This window comes from Streptomyces sp. C36, assembly GCF_040932295.1.
Classification (GTDB): Bacteria; Actinomycetota; Actinomycetes; order Streptomycetales; family Streptomycetaceae; genus Streptomyces; species Streptomyces triculaminicus.
Genome location: NZ_JBFQGI010000003.1, coordinates 262800 through 282167, shown reverse-complemented (window position 1 = coordinate 282167; position 19368 = coordinate 262800). Strand labels below are relative to the sequence as shown.

At 74.3% G+C, this 19368-nt stretch carries 18 protein-coding genes; 10 read left to right on the top strand and 8 right to left on the bottom strand.

Translation table 11 applies throughout. The annotated features are described in order from the left end of the window. Positions 1–110: 110 nt before the first annotated feature. From AB4K12_RS11040 to msrB, 4 genes are all read left to right on the top strand, one after another. Positions 111–1352: a sensor histidine kinase gene (locus AB4K12_RS11040; protein ID WP_368434029.1), complete on the top strand. Its 1242-nt coding sequence runs from the start codon at positions 111–113 to the stop codon at positions 1350–1352. Next, positions 1349–1990 (top strand): response regulator, encoded by a 642-nt coding sequence (locus tag AB4K12_RS11035; protein WP_368434028.1) that lies wholly within the window; start codon positions 1349–1351, stop codon positions 1988–1990. Before AB4K12_RS11040 ends, AB4K12_RS11035 begins: the two co-directional genes overlap by 4 nt. An 81-nt stretch (positions 1991–2071) precedes the next feature. Further along, positions 2072–3466, top strand: coding sequence for a UDP-N-acetylmuramate--L-alanine ligase (gene murC / locus AB4K12_RS11030; protein ID WP_368434027.1), 1395 nt, complete (start codon positions 2072–2074; stop codon positions 3464–3466). A gap of 37 nt (positions 3467–3503) precedes the next feature. Next, entirely contained in the window at positions 3504–3911 is a 408-nt protein-coding gene (gene msrB, locus AB4K12_RS11025; protein ID WP_368434026.1) for a peptide-methionine (R)-S-oxide reductase MsrB, read from the top strand. Positions 3912–3966: 55 nt separating this feature from the next. Here the strand turns inward: msrB and AB4K12_RS11020 are convergent, their stop codons facing one another. The 4 genes from AB4K12_RS11020 to AB4K12_RS11005 all read right to left on the bottom strand — a co-directional run bounded on the left by AB4K12_RS11020 (position 3967) and on the right by AB4K12_RS11005 (position 7732). Beyond that, positions 3967–4257, bottom strand: a complete 291-nt coding sequence (locus AB4K12_RS11020) for a hypothetical protein (RefSeq protein WP_368434025.1) — start codon at positions 4255–4257, stop codon at positions 3967–3969. Positions 4258–4324: 67 nt separating this feature from the next. Further along, on the bottom strand, positions 4325–6118 hold the full coding sequence (gene treZ, locus AB4K12_RS11015; RefSeq protein WP_368434024.1) for a malto-oligosyltrehalose trehalohydrolase: 1794 nt from the start codon (positions 6116–6118) through the stop codon (positions 4325–4327). A 103-nt stretch (positions 6119–6221) separates the two neighbouring features. Next, positions 6222–6890, bottom strand: coding sequence for an ABC transporter (locus tag AB4K12_RS11010; RefSeq protein ID WP_368434023.1), 669 nt, complete (start codon positions 6888–6890; stop codon positions 6222–6224). Continuing rightward, positions 6887–7732 carry an ATP-binding cassette domain-containing protein gene (locus AB4K12_RS11005; protein ID WP_368434022.1) on the bottom strand — a complete coding sequence of 282 codons (846 nt, stop codon included), beginning with the start codon at positions 7730–7732 and terminating at the stop codon, positions 6887–6889. The genes AB4K12_RS11010 and AB4K12_RS11005 overlap by 4 nt, the downstream gene beginning before the upstream one ends. A 23-nt stretch (positions 7733–7755) precedes the next feature. On the opposite strand from AB4K12_RS11005, the gene AB4K12_RS11000 reads away from it, so the two are divergent. Both AB4K12_RS11000 and AB4K12_RS10995 read left to right on the top strand, forming a co-directional pair. Continuing rightward, complete coding sequence (locus AB4K12_RS11000; protein WP_368434021.1) at positions 7756–8478, top strand: aminoacyl-tRNA hydrolase; 723 nt, start codon at positions 7756–7758, stop codon at positions 8476–8478. A gap of 43 nt (positions 8479–8521) precedes the next feature. Beyond that, positions 8522–9784 carry a hypothetical protein gene (locus AB4K12_RS10995; protein WP_368434020.1) on the top strand — a complete coding sequence of 421 codons (1263 nt, stop codon included), beginning with the start codon at positions 8522–8524 and terminating at the stop codon, positions 9782–9784. Positions 9785–9805: 21 nt separating this feature from the next. On the opposite strand, the gene AB4K12_RS10990 is transcribed toward AB4K12_RS10995, so the two are convergent. After that, the gene (locus AB4K12_RS10990; protein ID WP_368434019.1) at positions 9806–11881 is read right to left on the bottom strand and encodes a transglycosylase domain-containing protein; all 2076 of its coding nucleotides are present in this window, start codon (positions 11879–11881) and stop codon (positions 9806–9808) included. Positions 11882–12062: 181 nt separating this feature from the next. Here AB4K12_RS10990 and AB4K12_RS10985 point away from each other — a divergent pair, with 181 nt between their 5' ends. Further along, positions 12063–12464 carry a BlaI/MecI/CopY family transcriptional regulator gene (locus AB4K12_RS10985; protein ID WP_362249723.1) on the top strand — a complete coding sequence of 134 codons (402 nt, stop codon included), beginning with the start codon at positions 12063–12065 and terminating at the stop codon, positions 12462–12464. 18 nt (positions 12465–12482) lie between these two features. Here AB4K12_RS10985 and AB4K12_RS10980 read toward each other — a convergent pair whose 3' ends face one another. Continuing rightward, positions 12483–13172 (bottom strand): nuclease-related domain-containing protein, encoded by a 690-nt coding sequence (locus AB4K12_RS10980; RefSeq protein WP_368434018.1) that lies wholly within the window; start codon positions 13170–13172, stop codon positions 12483–12485. A gap of 365 nt (positions 13173–13537) precedes the next feature. Between AB4K12_RS10980 and AB4K12_RS10975 the strand changes: the two genes are divergently transcribed. The 3 genes from AB4K12_RS10975 to AB4K12_RS10965 all read left to right on the top strand — a co-directional run bounded on the left by AB4K12_RS10975 (position 13538) and on the right by AB4K12_RS10965 (position 17135). Beyond that, positions 13538–14347 (top strand): DUF4142 domain-containing protein, encoded by an 810-nt coding sequence (locus tag AB4K12_RS10975; RefSeq protein ID WP_368434017.1) that lies wholly within the window; start codon positions 13538–13540, stop codon positions 14345–14347. Positions 14348–14353: 6 nt separating this feature from the next. After that, the gene (locus AB4K12_RS10970; RefSeq protein WP_368434016.1) at positions 14354–15412 is read left to right on the top strand and encodes a DUF1996 domain-containing protein; all 1059 of its coding nucleotides are present in this window, start codon (positions 14354–14356) and stop codon (positions 15410–15412) included. A 154-nt stretch (positions 15413–15566) separates the two neighbouring features. Next, entirely contained in the window at positions 15567–17135 is a 1569-nt protein-coding gene (locus AB4K12_RS10965; RefSeq protein WP_368434015.1) for an alpha/beta hydrolase, read from the top strand. Between the two features lie 72 nt (positions 17136–17207). Here the strand turns inward: AB4K12_RS10965 and hemQ are convergent, their stop codons facing one another. Together hemQ and hemG are read right to left on the bottom strand one after the other, a co-directional pair. After that, positions 17208–17924, bottom strand: a complete 717-nt coding sequence (hemQ, locus tag AB4K12_RS10960) for a hydrogen peroxide-dependent heme synthase (RefSeq protein ID WP_368434014.1) — start codon at positions 17922–17924, stop codon at positions 17208–17210. Positions 17925–17928: 4 nt separating this feature from the next. Continuing rightward, complete coding sequence (hemG, locus tag AB4K12_RS10955) at positions 17929–19362, bottom strand: protoporphyrinogen oxidase (protein ID WP_368434013.1); 1434 nt, start codon at positions 19360–19362, stop codon at positions 17929–17931. Positions 19363–19368 lie beyond the last annotated feature (6 nt).

The following is a 19368-nucleotide window of genomic DNA, read 5'->3' as shown; positions in this document are numbered from 1 at the left end:
CGGGGCAAGGAGCGGTTGCGGCCTCGTCCGTCCGGTGCACCCGAAAATCAATCGAACGGTTGACTCCCGGGCGGCCGGAGGCCCCCACGCGGGCCCGTACGCTCGAGGGGATGAGACCGACCAGCCCCTCCGCCCCCGCCACGGCCGCCGGACACGCGCGCGTGGCGCCGCGCCCGCCGTCCGGGGCGCTCGCGGCCGGCGGCGACGGCGACGTGCCCTCGCTGCGGCTGGTGCGCCTCGCGCTGCACGCGGCGTTCTACGCCCTGCTCGGCGTGGCCCTCGCCCCGGCCGTCCTCGGACGGGCGCCGGCGGCCGTGCTGCCGGTGGGTGCGGTGCTCGCCGCCGCGTACGGGGCCGGGATCGTCCGGCGCGCCGGACGTCCGGGGGCCTGGCTCGCCGCCGTCACGGGGCTGTGGCTCGTCCTGCTGGCCATGGACCGGGGCTTCTCCTACGTCGCCTTCCCGCTGTTCTTCCTCTTCCTGCACGCCCTGCCGGTGCGCTGGGCGCACCCGGCCGTCGCCGCCGCCACCGCCGCGGTCGTGGCCGCCCAGGGCGGCGCGCCGGGCGGCCTGACCGTCGCCAGGGTGATCGGCCCGGTCGCGGGGGCCTGCGTCGCCATCCTGACCGCCTACGGCTACGCGGCGCTCTACCGCGAGAGCCGCAAGCGCCAGCTGCTGATCGACGACCTCGTGCGGACCCGCGACGAGCTCGCCGCGGCACAGCGGGAGGCCGGCCGGCTCGCCGAGCGGCAGCGGCTCGCCCGCGAGATCCACGACACCCTCGCCCAGGGCCTGTCGAGCATCGTCCTGCTCGCCCGGGCGGCCGAGACGGCCGACGCCGACGCGGCACGCGCGCGTGTCCGCGAGATCGGGCGTACCGCCTCCGACAACCTCGCCGAGGCCCGCCGCTTCGTCCAGGAGCTCACCCCGCCCGCCCTCGAGGACGCCCCGCTGCCCGAGGCGCTGCGCCGGGTCACCGCCCGCACGCTGCCCACGGCCGCCTTCCGCCTCGACGGCGAGCCCTGCCCGCTGCCGGTGGAGACCGAGGTCGCCCTGCTGCGCCTGACGCAGGAGGCGCTCGCCAACGTCGCCCGGCACGCGCGGGCCGACCACGCCGCCGTGACCCTCGCCTACCTCGACGGCCAGGTAACCCTCGACGTCTACGACGACGGCGTCGGCTTCGCCCCCGGCCACGGCCCGGCGGACGGCCGCCGCACCTTCGGCCTGCACGGCATGCGCGAGCGCATCGCCGAGCTCGGCGGCACCCTCGTCGTGGAGTCCGCGCCCGGCGAGGGCACGGCCATCGCCGCGACCCTGCCGACCGGTCCCGGCGACCTGGAGGCGGCGGCGTGAGCGGGCTCATCAGGGTGCTGCTGGTCGACGACCACCCCGTCGTACGGCGCGGCCTGCGCGCCCTGGTCGACGAGCTGCCGGACGTGGAGGCGGCCGGGGAGGCCGCCGACGGCGCCGAGGCGCTGCGCCTGCTCGAGGACGGCGTCCGGCCCGACGTCGTCCTCATGGACCTGCAGATGGGCGACGGCATGCACGGCGTCGAGGCCACCCGGCGCATCACGGCCCTGCCCCGCCCGCCCGCCGTGCTGATCCTGACCACCTACAGCACCGACGCCGACATCCTGGCCGCCGTGGAGGCCGGGGCCACCGGCTACCTCCTCAAGGACGCCCCGCCCGAGGAGCTGGCCGCCGCCGTGCACGCCGCCGCCCGCTGCGAGACCGTCCTGGCCCCGCCGGTCGCCGCCCGCCTCCTGGGCCGCGTACGGTCCGGGGGCCGGCCCGCCCTCTCGCCCCGCGAGACCGAGATCCTCGGCCTGCTGGCCGAGGGCCTGGCCAACCGGCAGATCTCCCGCCGCCTCTTCATCAGCGAGGCCACCGTCAAGACCCACCTCGTGCACGTCTACGGCAAGCTCGGCGTGGACAGCCGCACGGCGGCCGTGGCGGCGGGCCTGGCGGCGGGGCTGATCCGGCCGGTCTGACGGGCGCGGCCCGCGCTGTCGGCGGCGGGTGCAACAATCGGTGCCTGTAGCTGCACCACGACCCCCCAGGGAGCACCGCATATGGCACCGGCCGTCCCCACGACGATGGACCGACCGCACTTCATCGGCATCGGCGGCGCCGGGATGTCGGGCATCGCGAAGATCCTGGCCCAGCGCGGCGCGGCCGTCGCGGGCAGCGACGCGAAGGAGTCCGCGACCGCCGGCGCGCTGCGCGAGCTCGGGGCGACGGTCCACATCGGGCACGCGGCCGGCCACCTCGCCGAGGACGCCAGCTGCGTCGTCGTCTCCAGCGCCATCCGCGCCGACAACCCGGAGCTGGCCGCCGCCGCCGAGCGCGGCATCCCGGTCGTCCACCGCTCGGACGCCCTGGCCCGCCTGATGGACGGCCTGCGCCCGATCGCGGTGGCCGGCACCCACGGCAAGACGACCACCACGTCGATGCTCGCCGTCTCCCTCGACGCGCTGGGCCTGGACCCGTCGTACGCCATCGGCGGCGACCTCGACGGCCCCGGCTCCAACGCCCGCCACGGCGGCGGCGACATCTTCGTCGCCGAGGCGGACGAGAGCGACCGCAGCTTCCACAAGTACGCGCCCGAGGTCGCGATCATCCTCAACGTGGAGCTGGACCACCACGCGAACTACGCCTCGATGGAGGAGATCTACGACTCCTTCGAGACCTTCGTCGGCCGGATCCGCCCGGGCGGCACGCTCGTCGTCTCCGCCGACCAGGCCGGCGCCCGCGAGCTCACCGAGCGCATCTCGGGGCGGCACGACATCGAGGTCGTCACCTACGGCGCGGCCGAGGACGCCGACGTCCGCGTCCTGAAGGTCACCCCGCGCGGCCTGGCCAGCGAGGTCACGGTGATGCTGAACGGCCGGATGCTCACCTTCGCCGTCTCCGTCCCCGGCAGCCACTACGCGCACAACGCCGTCGCCGCCCTCGCCGCGGGCGTCGCCCTCGGCATCCCGGCGCACAACCTGGCCTCCGCGCTCGGCAAGTACACCGGCGTCAAGCGCCGCCTGCAGCTCAAGGGCGAGGCGGCCGGCGTCCAGGTCATCGACTCCTACGCGCACCACCCCACCGAGATGACCGCCGACCTCGAGGCCATCCGCGGAGCGGCCGCCGACTCCCGGGTCCTCGTCGTCTTCCAGCCGCACCTCTTCAGCCGCACCCAGGAGCTCGGCACCGAGATGGGCCGGTCCCTGGCCCTGGCCGACGCGTCCGTGGTCCTGGACATCTACCCGGCCCGCGAGGACCCGATCCCCGGCATCACCAGCGCCCTGATCATCGACGCGGCGAAGGACGCCGGCGCCGACGTGCGCGCCGAGCACGACATGGCGGCCGTCGCGGACGTCGTCGCGGGAATGGCCCGGCCCGGTGATCTCGTTCTGACCATGGGCGCGGGAGACGTCACGGACCTCGGTCCGAAGATCCTGGCCCGGCTGGAGAACTGACACCGGCGGCGAGCAGCCGCGTTCCGAAAGGCGTGACATGGCGTACGAGGTCGAGAAGACGGACGAGCAGTGGCGCGCCGAGCTGAGTCCGGCGGAGTACGAGGTGCTCCGCCGGGCCGGCACCGAGCCCGCCTTCCGCGGCGAGTACACCGACACCCGGACGGCGGGCGTGTACGCCTGCCGGGCGTGCGGCGCCGAGTTGTTCCGCTCGACGGAGAAGTTCGAGAGCCACTGCGGCTGGCCGAGCTTCTTCGACCCCAAGGACTCCTCCGCCGTCGAGCTCCTCGAGGACCGCACGCACGGCATGGTCCGCACCGAGGTGCGCTGCGCCCGCTGCGGCTCCCACCTGGGCCACGTCTTCGAGGGTGAGGGCTACCCCACCCCCACGGACCAGCGGTACTGCATCAACTCCATCTCGCTGCGGCTGGAGCCGGAGGCGGGCTGAGACCGGCCGGCAGGGAGGCTGAGGCCGGCCGCGAGGCCCAGGAGGCCGAGGCAGGTCAGCGCAGCGCGGCGAGGCCCTTCTTCAGGTCGTCCGCGTTCATCACCGGGTGCAGCTCGACCTCGGCCTCCATCTCCGTGAAGAGCTTCTCGCAGACGGCGGGCATCTGCGAGGAGTCCTCCATGTCGAAGACCAGGAGGCAGGTGCGGCCCCCGTCCAGCGCGGTGAAGTAGGCGGCCTCCGGGTGGAGACGCTCGATCAGCTCCTCGACGACCTGCGACATGGTGCCGTTGCGGAGTGCTTCGTTCCCCGCGCGGGTGTCCATGCGGGCCCTGAGCAGTGTGCGCATCGCCCCTCACTCCTTCGGTGCGGCGCGCCGTGCCCGGCGCCGTGGACCCGCGCTCGCGAAGGAACGGTCACGCCCCTCCCAGCGTCTCTCCGGCCCCGGGAGGCCGCAACCGCCCCTCGCATCGCAGGATCGCGGCGGACTCCGCCGGCAGGGTCAGGGCGCCGTCCTCGCCCGGCGGGGCCTGCGGCCGCCAGGCGGCCAGGACCTCCGCGCGGGAGCCGCCCGGTCCCAGTGGCACGCGCACGGGCCGGTCCGTGGGATTGACGGCGACGACCAGCGGGCCGCGGCGGAAGGTCACCGTGCCGCCGGGACCGGCCGACAGGGCGTCGTAGCGCCACGTGGGGTCCGTCAGCGCGGGCTCGGCGTGCCGCAGGGCGATCAGGCGGCGGTACCAGGCGAGCAGCCGGTCGTGCGGGGCGCGGCCGGGCTCGGTCCAGTCCAGGCAGGAGCGGTCGCGGGTGGCCGGGTCCTGGGGGTCGGGGATCTCGGCGGCGGGCCAGCCGTGGGCGGCGAACTCGCGGCGGCGGCCGGTGCGTACGGCCTCGGCGAGGGCGGGGTCGGTGTGGTCGGTGAAGTACTGCCAGGGCGTGCGCGCGCCCCACTCCTCGCCCATGAACAGCATCGGGGTGAAGGGCGCGCACAGCACGAGGGCCGCCGCGCACGCCAGCCGGCCCGGGGTCAGGTGCGCGGACAGCCGGTCGCCCAGGGCGCGGTTGCCGATCTGGTCGTGGGTCTGGGAGTAGCCCAGGAGCCGGTGGGCGGGGGTGGTGGCCGGGTCGAGCGGCCGGCCGTGGCGGCGGCCGCGGAAGGCGGAGCGGGTGCCGTCGTGGAAGAAGCCGCCGCGCAGCGTCTTGGCCAGGGCGTGCGCGGGGTCGGCGGCGAAGTCGGCGTAGTAGGCCTGGGACTCGCCGGTCAGTGCGGTGTGCAGGGCGTGGTGGAAGTCGTCGTTCCACTGGGCGTGCAGGCCCAGGCCGCCGGCCTCGCGCGGGGTGGTGGTGGCCGGGTCGTTGAGGTCGGACTCGGCGATGAGGAACAGCGGCCGCTCCAGCCGGGCGGCCAGGGCGTCGACCGCCGCCGACAGCTCCGCCAGGAAGTGCTTCGGCCCGGTGTCGGCCAGCGCGTGCACCGCGTCCAGCCGCAGCCCGTCGAGGCGGTAGTCGCGCAGCCAGGCCAGCGCGCTGCCGGTCAGGTACGCCCGTACCTCCGCCGAGCCGGGCGCGTCGAGGTTGACGGCGGCGCCCCAGGGCGTGTGGTGGGTGTCGGTGAAGTAGGGCCCGAACGCGGGCAGGTGGTTGCCGGAGGGCCCCAGGTGGTTGTGCACCACGTCGAGGACGACGCCCAGGCCCAGGCCGTGCGCGGCGTCCACGAACCGGCGCAGGCCCTCGGGGCCGCCGTAGGGCTCGTGCACGGCCCAGGGGGCCACGCCGTCGTAGCCCCAGCCGTGCGTGCCGGGGAAGGGGCAGACGGGCATCAGTTCCACATGGGTGACGCCCAGGCCGGCGAGGTGGGGCAGCCGGGCGGCGGCCGCGTCGAAGGTGCCCTCGGGGGTGAAGGTGCCGGTGTGGAGCTCGTAGAGCACCGCTCCCGGCAGTGGGCGGCCGGGCCAGGGGTGACGCCAGGTGACGCGGGTGAAGTCGACGACCGCGCCCGGCCCTTCGGGGCCGTCCGGCAGCCGGCGCGCGCGGGGGTCGGGCAGGACCGGGCCCCCGTCGAGGGCGAAGCCGTAGCGGGTGCCGTCGGCGGCGGGTGCCTCGCGGCGCCACCAGCCGGCGCGGGCCGGGTCGCGTTCCATGGGGTCCGTGCGGCCGTCCGCCCACAGCCCGACGCGGTCGGCGTTCGGCGCCCACACCTCGAACAGCACAGGCAGCTCCTCTCACGAAGGACGCGAGGTTCGTGCCGTCCATGGTGCCGCGCGTCGGCCGCCGGCGGGGTGGGGTCCGCCGTCTTCCGGCGGCCGGCCCGGGCTACTCCCGGCGCCCGCTCATCGCGCAGGTGACCGCCGCGGCGCCCGCCGCCAGCACGGCGGCGAGGGCCAGGTGCGGCAACGGCACGGGCACGAACCCGCCGAGCGAGCCGGCCGTGAGCCTGCTGAGGGCACCCCTGGCCGGTGATCCCCAGGTGAACAGCGCCAGGCAGGCCGCGAGCACGGTGGCCGGAACCGCCCATGCGGTGCTGCGCAGCAGCGGCCGGTTGCACAGCGCGCCCACCGCGACGCCCAGCAGCGCGCAGACCAGGGCGGCCGTGAGGCCGGCCAGGGTGGCGGGCCCGAGCGGGACGGCCACCCGGTGGTCGGCGCTGCGCGGTGCGCCGACGGCGGCGACGAGCGCGGCGCAGACCGTGCCGAGGGCGGCCGAGGCGAGCAACGCGGTCAGCAGCGTGGCGAGATGGGCGCGGCCGGGGCCGGCGGCCGCGGCGGCGACGGCGCGCGCGGCGGGCGGCTCGTTGGTGACGCAGATCCGGGCCAGCCAGGCGGCGGTGGGCAGCAGCACGGCGGCGGCGAACGCGAAGGAGTCCAGCACCGGCTCCCCCGGGCGCACCCCGATGACCAGGAGGATGCCGTGGAAGAGCAGCGGCGCGAGCCACCGGTGCGAGCGGATAAGCAACGCGGTCTGGTAGCGCAGCAGGGCGGTCATCGGTTCGTCTCCCGTGGGGTCACCGCGTGGATGTGCCAGGGCGGCCGGGCCGCGAGGAGCGCGCGCAGCAGCTCGTCGGAGTGCGCGCCGGCGACCGTCAGCCGCAGGGCGCCCGGCCGCCCGCCGGGGGCGGGTTCGCACGTGGGGTCGCCGGGCAGGGCCGGCGGGAGCGCGGCGCCGGGCGGGCCCTCGGCCTCTATCCGCACGCGGTCCGCCGCGACCGGAGCGGGGTGCCCGTCCCGCCGCAGCCGCCCGTCCTCGACGCGGAAGACGGTGTGCGCCGCGTCGGCCAGGCGCCCGGGGTCGTGGTCGACGAAGACGACGGTGCCCCCGGCGGCGACGCGGTCGGTCACGGCCCGGTCCAGGACGGTCCGGGAGGCCGGGTCCAGGCCCGTCCAGGCCTCGTCCAGTACGAGCAGGCCGGGCGCGGCGAGCAGGCCCTGGGCCACGGCGACCTTCTGGCTGGTGCCTTTGGAGAGTTGGGACAGGCGGGTACGGGCGTGGTGGCCGGCGCCGAACCTCTCGAGCCACTCCCCGGCGGACCGGGCGGCGGCGGCCCGTCCCAGGCCGTGCACGCGGCCCATCGCGGTGAGGTAGCCGGCCGCGGTGAAGGGCAGGGCGGCGGGGAAGCGTTCGGGGACGTAGGCGGTGCGCGGCCGGCCCTCGACGCGGCCCGCGTTCGGCGCGTCGATGCCGGCGAGCACCCGCAGCAGGGTGGACTTGCCGCTGCCGTTGGCGCCCGTGACGCGCAGCAGCGCGCCTTCGGGGAGCTCCATGTCGACGTCGCGCACCACCCACGGGCCGCCGATTCCATAGCGGCGCCCGACCCCCGTCAGTCTCATGGGCCCCACGGTAGCGTGGGGGTGTGACCAGCTCAGAGACCGCTTCCGTGCTTCCCCAGGACCCTCGCGACGACGCGCCGCAGTTGGTCCTCCCGCTCGTCGTGCGGGTGGAGAAGACCGCCCCGCCCGCCCGTACCGACGCCCTGGAGACGGCGGCGCGGGCGGTGCTCACGCTGCTGTCGGACGAGCGGGCGACCGCCGAGGACGGCGAGTGGGCGCGGGCCGTACGGGACTGGCAGGACGCGCGGATCCGCAAGGTGGTGCGGCGGGCGCGGGGCGCGGAGTGGCGCAAGGCGTCCGCGCTGCCGGGGATCACGGTGCCGGGCGCGGCCGCCGAGGTGCGGGTCTTCCCGCCCGTTCCGCTGGACGGCTGGCCGAAGGAGCTCGTCAAGCTGCAGGTGTCGGGCACGGATCTGGACGACCCGGAGCCGCCGGCCGCGCCGGACGCCGGGCGGCCGGTGCTGTGGCTGAACCCGGCGCTGGAGATGTCGGCGGGCAAGGCCATGGCGCAGGCCGGGCACGGTGCGCAGCTGGCGTGGTGGGCGCTGGACGACGCGGCCCGCGAGGTCTGGCGGAAGGACGGCTTCGCCCTGTCGGTGCGGACCGCGGACCCGGCGCGCTGGGCGGAGCTGACGGGCAGCGGGCTACCGGTGGTACGCGACGCGGGTTTCACCGAGATCGCGCCCGGCTCGTGCACGGTGGTCGCGGACCATCCCGGGCTGCGGAGCGGTCGCACGGGCCTGTGATACTGGCGCCGATACACATGTACCGGCGCACAGGAGCACGAAGTTGTCGAAGAGGTCTCTGTACGGGGGGACGGCTCTGGGCGCCGCGTGCGTGGCGGCGGCCCTCGTGGCCGCGCTGACGCACGCCGATACCGGCGGGGACGGCCGCAAGGAAACCTCCGCCTCCTCCGCGTCGAAGCCGGACGGCGAGGCGAAGGAGAAGGCCAACGGCGGCAAGAAGACGGAAGAGGTGTGGGACGGGAAGGTCAGGGTCCTCGGGGACGGCTCGACGTCCTACACCGGTCCGCAGCCCAAGGTGGCCAAGCCCGAGAAGCTGAAGCCGGGCGAGAAGCCGCCGCAGTTCGTCGTCTTCTCCTGGGACGGCGCCCTGGAGAACGACGACAAGCTCTTCTCCCACTTCCGCTCGGTCGCCCGGCAGAACAACGCGCAGATGACCTACTTCCTGACCGGCATCTACCTGCTGCCGAAGGCGGACCGGCAGAAGTACCTGCCGCCCAAGCACAAGCCGGGCGACGCGGCCATCGACTTCACCTCCGACGCGCACATCAAGGACACCCTGGCCCAGCTGCGCGGCGCGTGGCTGGAGGGCAACGAGATAGGCACGCACTTCAACGGCCACTTCTGCGGCAAGAACGGCGGCGGGGACTGGACCACCGAGGAGTGGAAGAAGGAGATAGAGCAGTCCTACGCGTTCGTGCAGAACTGGAAGACGAACACCGGCTTCAAGAGCCTGCCCCCGCTGCCCTTCGACTACGAGAAGGAGCTCGTCGGCGGTCGCGCCCCCTGCCTGGAGGGGCAGAAGACGCTGATACCGGCGGCGAAGACCTTCGGCTGGCGCTACGACGCCAGCTCCCCCGGCGACTTCCAGCTGTGGCCCTCGCAGATCGACGGCATCTGGAACTTCCCGCTGCAGCTGCTGCCCTACCCGCAGAGCGAGCGCCAGGTCCTCTCGATGGACTTCAACTTCCTCTTCAACCAGTCCGGTGACAACACCAACGGCGATCCCGCCAAGCGCGCGGAATGGCAGAAGCTGACCACCCAGGGGTACCTCAACGGCTTCAACCGCGTCTACAACGGCAGCCGCGCCCCCATGTTCATCGGCAACCACTTCGAGACCTGGAACGGGGGCATCTACATGAAGGCCATGGAGGACGTGATGAAGGACGTCTGCCGCCGGGACGGGGTGCGCTGCGTCTCCTTCCGGCAGGTGGCCGACTGGCTGGACGCCCAGGACCCGAAGGTGCTCACCAAGCTGCGCGGGCTGGACCCCGCGCAGTCCCCGGACTGGAAGACCTTCATCAAGTAGCCGGCGGGGCCGTCGGCCCCGTCACTTCCCGGCGTGGCTCATGTAGCGCGTCCAGATGGCGAGGGGGTACGTGCTGCCGCGCACCGACGCGGCGGCGCCGCCCAGGCCGTCCAGCTTCAGCGGCTCCTGGGTCCTGGGGTCGATGCGGAAGAGCGAGACGGCGGTCGCGGTCCGGCCGCGGTAGCCGGCGAACCAGGCCGACTTGTTGTCCGGGCCCGTGCCGGGCGTGCCCGCCACGCCGGTCCCGGCGGCCGCGGCCGCCGTCGCGGTGCCGCGCCGGACGGCGTCGTGCAGCGCGTCGTCCACCGCCGCGGCCACGCTCACGGGCAGGGCGCGCTCGGCGGAGGGCTTCTCCACCTCCAGGGGGTCGCCGTTGCGGCTGAGCCGGTCCACGGAGTACGGCTCGCTGTTCATGCCCTTGGCGGCGAAGGTGGCGTAGGCGCCGGCCATGCGGATGGCGCTGGGCGTGCTCGTACCGAGGGAGAAGGCGGGCACCTTGGCGCCCAGGCTCTCGGCGAGCAGGCCCGTCTGCACGGCCACCCTGCCCACCCGGTCCAGGCCCACGTCCATGCCCAGCTGCATGATCGGGGAGTTCACGGACCGGGCGACGGCGTCGTTGAGGGTGATCCGGCCGTAGGACCTGCCGCCGTCGTTGGACGCCTTGACGATCTTCCCCGAGCGGTCCCAGTAGGGGCCCTCCGGGGTGCGGATGGCCACCTTGTCGTCGCCGTTGTAGACGGTCGCGGGCGTCACGGTGACGCGGGGGCCGCCCCGCTGGCGCTGGATGCCGTCGCGCAGGGCGGCCGCGTAGACGAAGGGGCCGAAGGTGGTGCCCGCGGGGACGACGGTGGAGTTGGCGTCGTTGAAGCCCTGCTTGAGGTAGTCGGGGCCGCCGTAGAGGGCGAGGATGCGCCCGTCGGTGGCCACGGAGGCGGCGCCGACGCGCACGTTCCGGTCGCTCTCGCGCCTGTCGGGGTCCAGCCCCTTGCGGACGTCCTCGACGGCCTTGGCCAGCTCCACCACGTCCTGCTTCCGGAAGGTGGTGCGGATCTGGTAGCCGCCGAGGTCGAAGTCGGCGTCGGAGACCTCGGTGTGGGCGCTGACATAGGCGCGGGCGGTGTCGACGAGGTAGCCGGTCTGGCCGCTGAGCCCGGCCGGCTTGGGCGGCGCCTTGGGCTCGGGGAAGCGGGTGTAGCCGGCCCGCTCCGCGGGCGAGAGCTTGCCGATGGTGACCATGCGGTCGAGGATCCAGTTCCAGCGCTCCACGGCGCGCTCGTGGTTGTTGGCGCTGACCGCCGGGTCGTAGAGCCCGGCGCCCTTGAGCAGGGAGGCGAGGAAGGCGCCCTCGCTCGCGTCGAGCTGCGAGACGTCCTTGCCGTAGTAGGCGTGGGCGGCGCGCTGGATGCCGTAGCTGCCGCGCCCGTACCAGCTGGTGTTGAGGTAGCCCTCGAGGATGTCCGACTTGCTCATCTTGTTGTCGAGCTTGATCGCGATGAACATCTCGGTGAGCTTGCGGCTGAAGGTCTGCTGCTGGTTGAGATAGGCGTTCTTCACGTACTGCTGCGTGATGGTGGAGCCGCCCTGGGTGTCGCCACCGGTGAGCATCCGGGAGACGGCGCGCGTCATGCCGCTGACGGAGATGCCGCTGTCGGAGTAGAAGGTCTCGTTCTCGGCGGCGAGCGCGGCCCAGCGCACCTTCTCGGGGACCTTCTCCAGGGCCGTGTCCTGCCGGTCGACCGGGCCCGTGCGGGCCATCTCGGTGCCGTCGGCGTAGTAGTAGACGTTGTCCTGCTGGGTGGCGAAGGCGTTGAGGTCGGAGGGTATGCCGGTGCGGGCGTAGAGGATCGCGACGGTGGCCGTGAGCGCGCCGGCCAGGATGCCGAAGGAGCCCAGGACCTGGCGCCAGGAGGGTATCCAGCGGCGGTAGCCCGTGCGCCCGGGGCGGGGGTAGGCGGGCCGGAGGCGGTTCAGGGCACCCCGGTTCAGGGTGAAGCGGGGCGGTGCGACGCGGCGCGGGGTGCCCCGCTTCCCCCTGCGACCATAAGCAAGTCCGGAGCCTTTGTCCGCATGTGCCCCATTTTTCCCTCGCTTGCCCACCGCTTGCCCCGACCCCGTTCGAACATCCATCGCTGTGCCTGCAGCTCGATTCTGGGGCGAGTCTGCCATAACCGGAATCTGATGCTCAGTCAGATTACCCAGGGTTCCCTCAATACCTTAGGAAGCCTTTACACTCCTGTAGAGGCAAGCGGAAGACTGACAGAAGGATCTCCCACCAGACATGGCAACGCCCACTCCCCCCGTCGTCCCCCACCAGGGCAGACGCCGCGCCAGCGGCGCACTGGAGGGCGAGGTCCTCGCCGCGCTGCAGCGGGCGGGCGCCCCTCTCACCCCGCGCGAGGTGCAGGGCACGCTCTCGGGCGAGCTGACGTACAGCACGGTGGTGACGATCCTGTCGCGGCTGCACGGCAAGGAGGTGCTCACCCGCACCCCGCGCGGCCGGGCCTACGCCTACGCGCCGCTGACCGACGAGGCGGGCCTCGCCGCCCGGCGGATGCACAAGGTCCTCGACGGCCGCGCCGACCGGGAGGTCGTGCTCACCCGCTTCGCCGACGGGCTGAACGACGAGGACGCGGCGCTGCTGCGCCGGCTGCTGACCGGGGCCGTCCCCGGCCCCTGGTAGGCACCGCCGCCCGGCGCCTCACGCCCCGAGCCACACCCGCCGGTTGCGCGCCACCGTGTGGATGCGGTCCACCCGGTCCGGGTGCAGCACCCCGCCCAGCTCGCCGAGGACCGGCACCTCCTCCTCCCGCAGCACCCGTACGTCCTCGAGCGAGTCCGCCCCGTCCACGCCGGCCGCGCCGACGAGCACCAGCACCGGCAGCACCCGCACCGGGAAGCCGCAGCCCCGCGAGAGCACCAGCGAGGACCGGCGCGCGCTGTGCCGCGCGCGGCGGACGTACGGCAGCGGGTGACGCTCCCCCGGCACCAGGACCGAGGCGTCGTCCACCTCGACCCGGCCCCCGCGGATCCGCTCGGCGGCCACGCTGAAGACGCCGCCGGGCCCGATCAGCAGATGGGAGATGACGGCCTCGCCGGGCAGCACGATGGAGTGCACGACCTCCCAGCCGCCCGGTGTCAGCCCTTCCAGCTCCGCCCCGACGAGCTGCTCGGCGGCCAGCGCGCGCCGCCAGGAGTCCTCCACGGGCCGACGCCCGAGGAGCCGGGCGATCGCCAGGCGCACCCGGCCCGCCCGGGAGGCGTCGAGCCGGGCCCGGAGGGTCTCGCCCGGCCTGTTGGGGGCGAGATCGTCGTCGGGGGGCAGAAAGAGCCTTTCGGGGTCGTACCGCTTTCCGTTCGCGCCCCTCTTCGCTTCCGGCCGTTCACGCACGCCCATCACCCCCACCCGCCATACTGCCGCAGAAGTGCGGGAACCAACCCAATCGACCACCCGTTGGGTGAGGTGAGGCCCCGCGGCGTCCCCCCGACCGCGGGGCCTCGCCATACCCCGGCGCCGCCCGCGCACGCCCCCGCGCCCCCAGGGCGAAACCGCACAACGTACCAACCACCCTCACCGCCCCGGGCCGCCTTGCCCGCGCCGTGACGCAGCACACATTCCCCTCCGGTTTTTCTCGGACGCCCCGAACGCGCAGGCCGGCGCGGGAATCGGGGCCACGCCCCCGCCCACGGATCCGCCGAATCCGCTCGCCGATCAGCTCCGGCCCCCTAGCGTGCGGTCGCGCACAAGGAGGCCCCATGCGATCCCTCACCGGCACCGGCCTGATCGTCACCGCCCTCACCGCGACCGTGGCCGCTCTGCTCTTCCCCCTCTGGTCCTACGCCGACCGCACCGGCACGGCCGCGGGCGCGGCCGCCGCCGACCCGACGGCCGGCTCCGCCCCGACGCGGTTCGGCCCGCTGTCCGCGACCGACCGCGACTTCGTCGAACGCGTCCGGCTGGCCGGGCTCTGGGAGACCCCCGCCGGCCAGCAGGCGCTGGAGCGGGGCACCACGGCCGCCGTCAAGCTGGCCGGCCGGCACCTCGTCGACGGCCACACCGCCCTCGACCAGCACGTGCGCGACGTGGGGCAGCGGCTCGGCCTCGAGCTGCCCAGCCAGCCCAACGCCGAGCAGCGCCGCTGGCTGACCCGGCTCGGCGCCGCGCACGGCGGGGCGTACGACCGGGAGTTCGCCAACATCCTGCGCTTCGCCCACGGCAAGGTCTTCGCGCTCGTCGGGCAGGTGCGCGCGAGCACCCGCAACTCCGCGGTGCGTGAACTGGCCGACGACGCGGCGACGACCGTCCTCGACCACATGAAGGTGCTCGAGGACACCGGACTGGTCGACTTCGACGCCCTGGCGTCCGGCCCGCCCCGGCCGGCTCCGCCCGCCTCGGGAGCCGAGCCGCCGCCCGCCCCCGCCGCGCCCCACGCCCACGACGCACCCGAGCCGGCCCCCCACGGCCCGGACCCGACCCCGACCGCGTCCCTCTCACCCCCGTCCCCCTCGTCCCCATCCCCCTCATCCCCATCCCCCTCATCCCCGTCTCCCTCCGAAGAGAGTTGATCCCTCATGCCGGTCAGTCACCGGCGCCGCCTCGGCGCCAAGCACCTGATCCTCATCGCCTTACTGGCGCTGCTCGGCTCGGCGGGCACGTTCGCCGCCGTGACCGGCAGCGCCTCCGCCCACCCCGACTCGTCACCCAGAGTGACACCCCCCACTGACAGTCACGACCACGCGGGCCCCTCCCCCGCCGACTTCACCGACATCCGCCGCGCCCGCCCCGACGCGCCGCCGCCCCGGAACCAGGCCTCCGCCTCCACCGGCACCTTCACCACCCGCTGCGGCCGCAACGAGAACGGCCACCGCAACCCCGACAACTTCATCGTCACGCCGGGCGTCACCAACGGCGCCCACCACCTGCACGACTACGTCGGCAACCGCTCCACCGACGCCTTCTCCACCGACGCCTCGCTGCGCGCCGCGGGCACCACCTGCGCCCAGGGCGACAAGTCCGCCTACTTCTGGCCGGTCCTGCGCCTGACCGGCGAGAAGGGCGGCGAGAAAGGCGGCGAGACCGGCAGCGGGAAGGAGAGCCGCGACGGCAACACCGGCCGCGTGCTGACCCCCGACAGCGCCTCCCTCACCTTCCGCGGCAACCCGGCGGCCAAGGTGGGCGCCATGCCGCCCGGGCTGCGGGCGATCACCGGCGACGCCAAGGCGTTCACGAACGGCCCCGGCAACGCCCGGGCCCGCTGGGGCTGCACCGGCGTCGCCGGCCGGCACCTGACGGACGCGTACCCGCTCTGCCCGGGCGGCAGCAAGGTCGTACGACAGCTGGACTTCCCCAGCTGCTGGGACGGGCGGAACACCGACAGCGGCGACCACCGCGCGCACATCGTCTTCCCGGACGCGCGGACCGGCCGCTGCGCCGGCGGCTTCCGGCCCGTGCCGCAGCTGCGGATGGAGCTGACGTACAGCGTGCCGCGGGGGCCGGTGTTCGCCGTCGACAGCTTCCCCGAGCAGCTGCGCAAGCCCGTCACGGACCACGCCGACTTCGCCAACGTGATGCCCGAGCGGCTCATGGACTCCGCCGTGCGCTGCATCAACAGCGGCCGCCGCTGCGGCTGACGTTCGGACGGGAGGGGCCGGTGACGGGCAACGGCACCGGGAGCGGGCTCTCTTCGGGCGCATTCGCGTCCGACATCGCATCCAGTGCTTTACTTCGCCGATCGATTTCCGAATTATCCCTTTTGCCGTATTGCATATGAAGGGATATATCCCCGTGAGATCAGCAGCCCTGTACGGAACCCTCGGATCTCTGATCCTCACCGGGCTCACCGGCCTGCCGGCCGCCCCGGCCCACGCCCTGGACCCCGGCCTCGTCGAGGCCCGGGGCGTGGCCCTGGCCGCCTCGCGGGCCGCCGCCAAGGGGATCGACTTCGGCGACTGCCCGGCCGTCGAGGGGCTGCCCGAACCCATCGAGTGCGGCACCGTCTCCGTCCCCCTGGACTACGCGCACCCCAACGGCAAACACATCCGCCTCACCGTCAGCCGCGCCCGCGCGGCCGGCGACGAGGACGAGCGCCAGGGGGCCATCGTCTTCAACCCCGGCGGTCCCGGCGGCAACGGCATGTTCTACCCCCTGCTCACCCGCCTGCCGCAGTGGCGCGGCATCTCCGACGCGTACGACCTGATCGGCTACGCCCCGCGCGGCGTCGGCCGCTCCGCGCCGCTGTCCTGCGTCGACCCGGCCGGCTTCGTCAAGGGCCCCACCGACGCGCCCCAGCACCCCTCCGCCGCGTACAAGAAGCGGCAGCTCGCCAAGGCCGAGGCCTACGCACGCGGCTGCGCCCGCCGGGGCGGCGCCGGCCTGCGCCACTTCACCAGCCTCAACAACGCCCGCGACCTCGACGTCCTGCGGGCCGCCCTCGGCGAGAAGAAGCTCACCTACATGGGGGCGTCGTACGGCACCTACTTCGGCGCCCTGTACGCCGAGATGTTCCCCACCCACGTGCGCCGGATGGTCTTCGACAGCATCGTCAACCCCGACCCGCGCAAGGTCTGGTACGGCAACAACCTCGACCAGTCGGAGGCCTTCGAGCGGCGCTGGGGCGACTGGCGGCGCTGGGTGGCCCACCACCACGCCGTCTACCACCTGGGGCGCACCCCCAAGGAGGTGCTGGCCTCGTACGAGAAGGCGAGCAAGCGCCTGGCCAAGCGGCCCGCGGGCGGCACGGTGGGCCCGGGCCAGCTCCAGTCCGCCTTCCTGAAGTCCGGCTACGCCGACAGCCATTGGGCACGCGACGCCCAGGCGCTCTCGGCGTACCTGCACGGCGACGACGATCCGCTGATCGCGCTGGCCGGGCCGGGGGCGGGGGCGGAGGGCGCGCGGGCCGCCGAGAACGAGAACGCCGTCTACACCGTCGTGGAGTGCAACGACACCGCCTGGCCGCACTCCTGGCCGACGTGGGAGCACGACAACGACCGGCTGGCCCGCAAGGCCCCGTTCGAGACGTGGAGCAACGCCTTCATGAACCTGCCGTGCGCGTTCTGGAAGGGCCCGCGGCAGAAGCCGCTCGAGGTCAGGGTCGACCGGAAGGGCGGTCTGCCGGGCGTGCTGCTGCTGGCCGCCGAGCGGGACGCGGCCACGCCGTACAAGGGAGCGCTCGAGCTGCAGCGCAGGCTCGGCGGCTCGGCGCTGGTCACCGAGCGCGGCGCCGGCACCCACGGCATCGGCGGCGGACCCAACGCCTGCGTCAACCGCCACCTGGAGAAGTACCTGCTCGACGGCGAGCTCCCGGCGCGGCGCACGTACTGCGCACCGCGCGCGGAACCGCGCGCGACGACGTGACACCGACGTGACGACGTGACACCGGCGTGACGAAACCCCGGCGGGGCTCGGACGAGCCCCGCCGGGTCCGGCTCAGGCCAGCCCCGCCACCAGGTCGGCCACGGCCTTGCGGCGACCCGTGTAGAACGGCACCTCTTCGCGGACGTGCATGCGCGCCTCGGACGCGCGCAGGTGGCGCATCAGGTCGACGATGCGGTAGAGGTCGTTGGCCTCGAACGCCAGGATCCACTCGTAGTCGCCCAGCGAGAACGAGGCGACCGTGTTGGCCCGGACGTCGGGGTAGCCGCGGGCCATCTTGCCGTGGTCGGCGAGCATGCGGCGGCGGTCCTCGTCGGGCAGCAGGTACCAGTCGTACGAGCGCACGAAGGGGTACACGCTGACGTAGTCGCGCGGCGTCTCGTCGGCGAGGAACGCCGGGATGTGCGACTTGTTGAACTCGGCGGGGCGGTGCAGGGCCATGTTCGACCACACCGGCTCCAGCGCGCGGCCGAGCCGGGTGCGACGGAAGAGGTTGTACGCGTCCTGGAGGGCGTCCGCGGTCTCGGAGTGCCACCAGATCATCACGTCGGCGTCGGCCCGCAGACCGGACAGGTCGTAGGTGCCGCGCACCGTGACGTCCTTCTCGGCGAGCTGGGCGAAGAGCTCCTCGACCTCGTCGGCCCAGCCGGCGCGGTCCTGCGGCAGCACGTCGCGCAGCTTGAACACCGACCAGAGGGTGTAGCGGATGACCTCGTTGAGGTCCTTGGCCTTCTTGCCGGCGTTCGGGGTCTTCCCAGGGGCGTCAGTCATGTCCCTATTCTCCCCCCTGCCCCTCGGCGCCCGGCGCCAGGGTGACCAGTAGCTCGTCGGCGGCCCGGCGGCCGCTGGAGACGCAGGCCGGAATGCCCACGCCGTCGTAGGCCGCGCCGCAGACCCGCAGGCCGGACAGGCGGGCGACGTCCTCGCGGATGCGGGCGACACGGGAGAGGTGGCCCACGGGGTACTGCGGCAGGCCGCCGTCCCAGCGGGTGACGACGCTCTCCACGGGCGCCGCCGCGAGCCCCACGGCGTCGCCGAGGTCCTTGAGCGACATCGCGACCAGCTCGGCGTCCTCGCGCCCGAGGTCCTCCTCCTCGCCGAACCGCCCGATCGAGGTACGCAGGACGAACAGGTCCGGGTCGCCGGCGGCGTTCCAGCCCCACTTGTTGCCGGAGAAGGTGGACGCCTTGATCTTCCGGCCGTCGACCGGGGGCACGAGGAAGCCGCTGCCGTGCAGCAGTCCCTCGACGTCCGGGCGGCGGAAGGCCATGGTGACCAGCGCCATGGAGGCGTACTCCACCGACGCGAGGCCGGCGGCGGCCGCGGGGGCGTGCGGGGCGAGCAGGCGGGCCGTGTGCGGTGCCGGGGTGGCCACGACGACGGCGTCGGCCGTCAGCGTCTGGTCGCCGAGGACGACCGTCCAGCCGTCCGGGCGGCGGTCGAGCCCGGTGACGCGGGCGTTCGTGCGGATCTCCCCGCCGGCCGCGCGCACCGCGTCCGCGACCGCGACCGGCAGCGTGCCGATGCCGCCGTCGATGCCCATGAAGACCGGGCCGCCGGCCGCCGGCCGGGCGGCGGCGCGTGCCTGCAGCTCGCGCACGCCCTCGATCAGCGAGCGGTGGGAGCGGGCGATCTCGAAGAGCTGCGGAACCGCGGCCCGCATCGAGATCCGGTAGGGGTCGCCCGCGTACACGCCGCCGAGCAGGGGCTCCACCAGCCGGTCGACGACCTCGCGGCCCATCCGCCCGGCCACGTACTCGCCGATGGCGACGTCGTCGCCGACCTCGGTGCGCGGCAGCTCGGCGTCCCGGGCGACGCGGGCGACGCCCTCCTCGGAGAGCACCCCGGACGCGGCCAGGGGGGCGAGGTCGCCGGGCACGCCCATCATGTGACCCGTGGGCATCGGGCGCAGGCCGCCGCGCGACCAGATCCTCGCCGTGGCGGTGGCCGGGGGCTGCAGCCGGTCGTCGAGGCCGACCGCGCGGGCCAGCTCGACGGCCTCCGGCCGCCGCGCGAGCATCGACTCGGCCCCCAGGTCGACGGGCACGCCCGCGATCTCGCCGGAGTGCAGCTTGCCGCCGAGGCGGGCCGAGCCCTCCAGGAGCGTCACGCGGGCGCCGCCCTCCAGCAGCCGGTGGGCGGCCGCCAGGCCGGAGATCCCGCCGCCGATGACCACCACGTGCCGCGAAGAGGGGTGCGCTTGGCTCATGGCTCC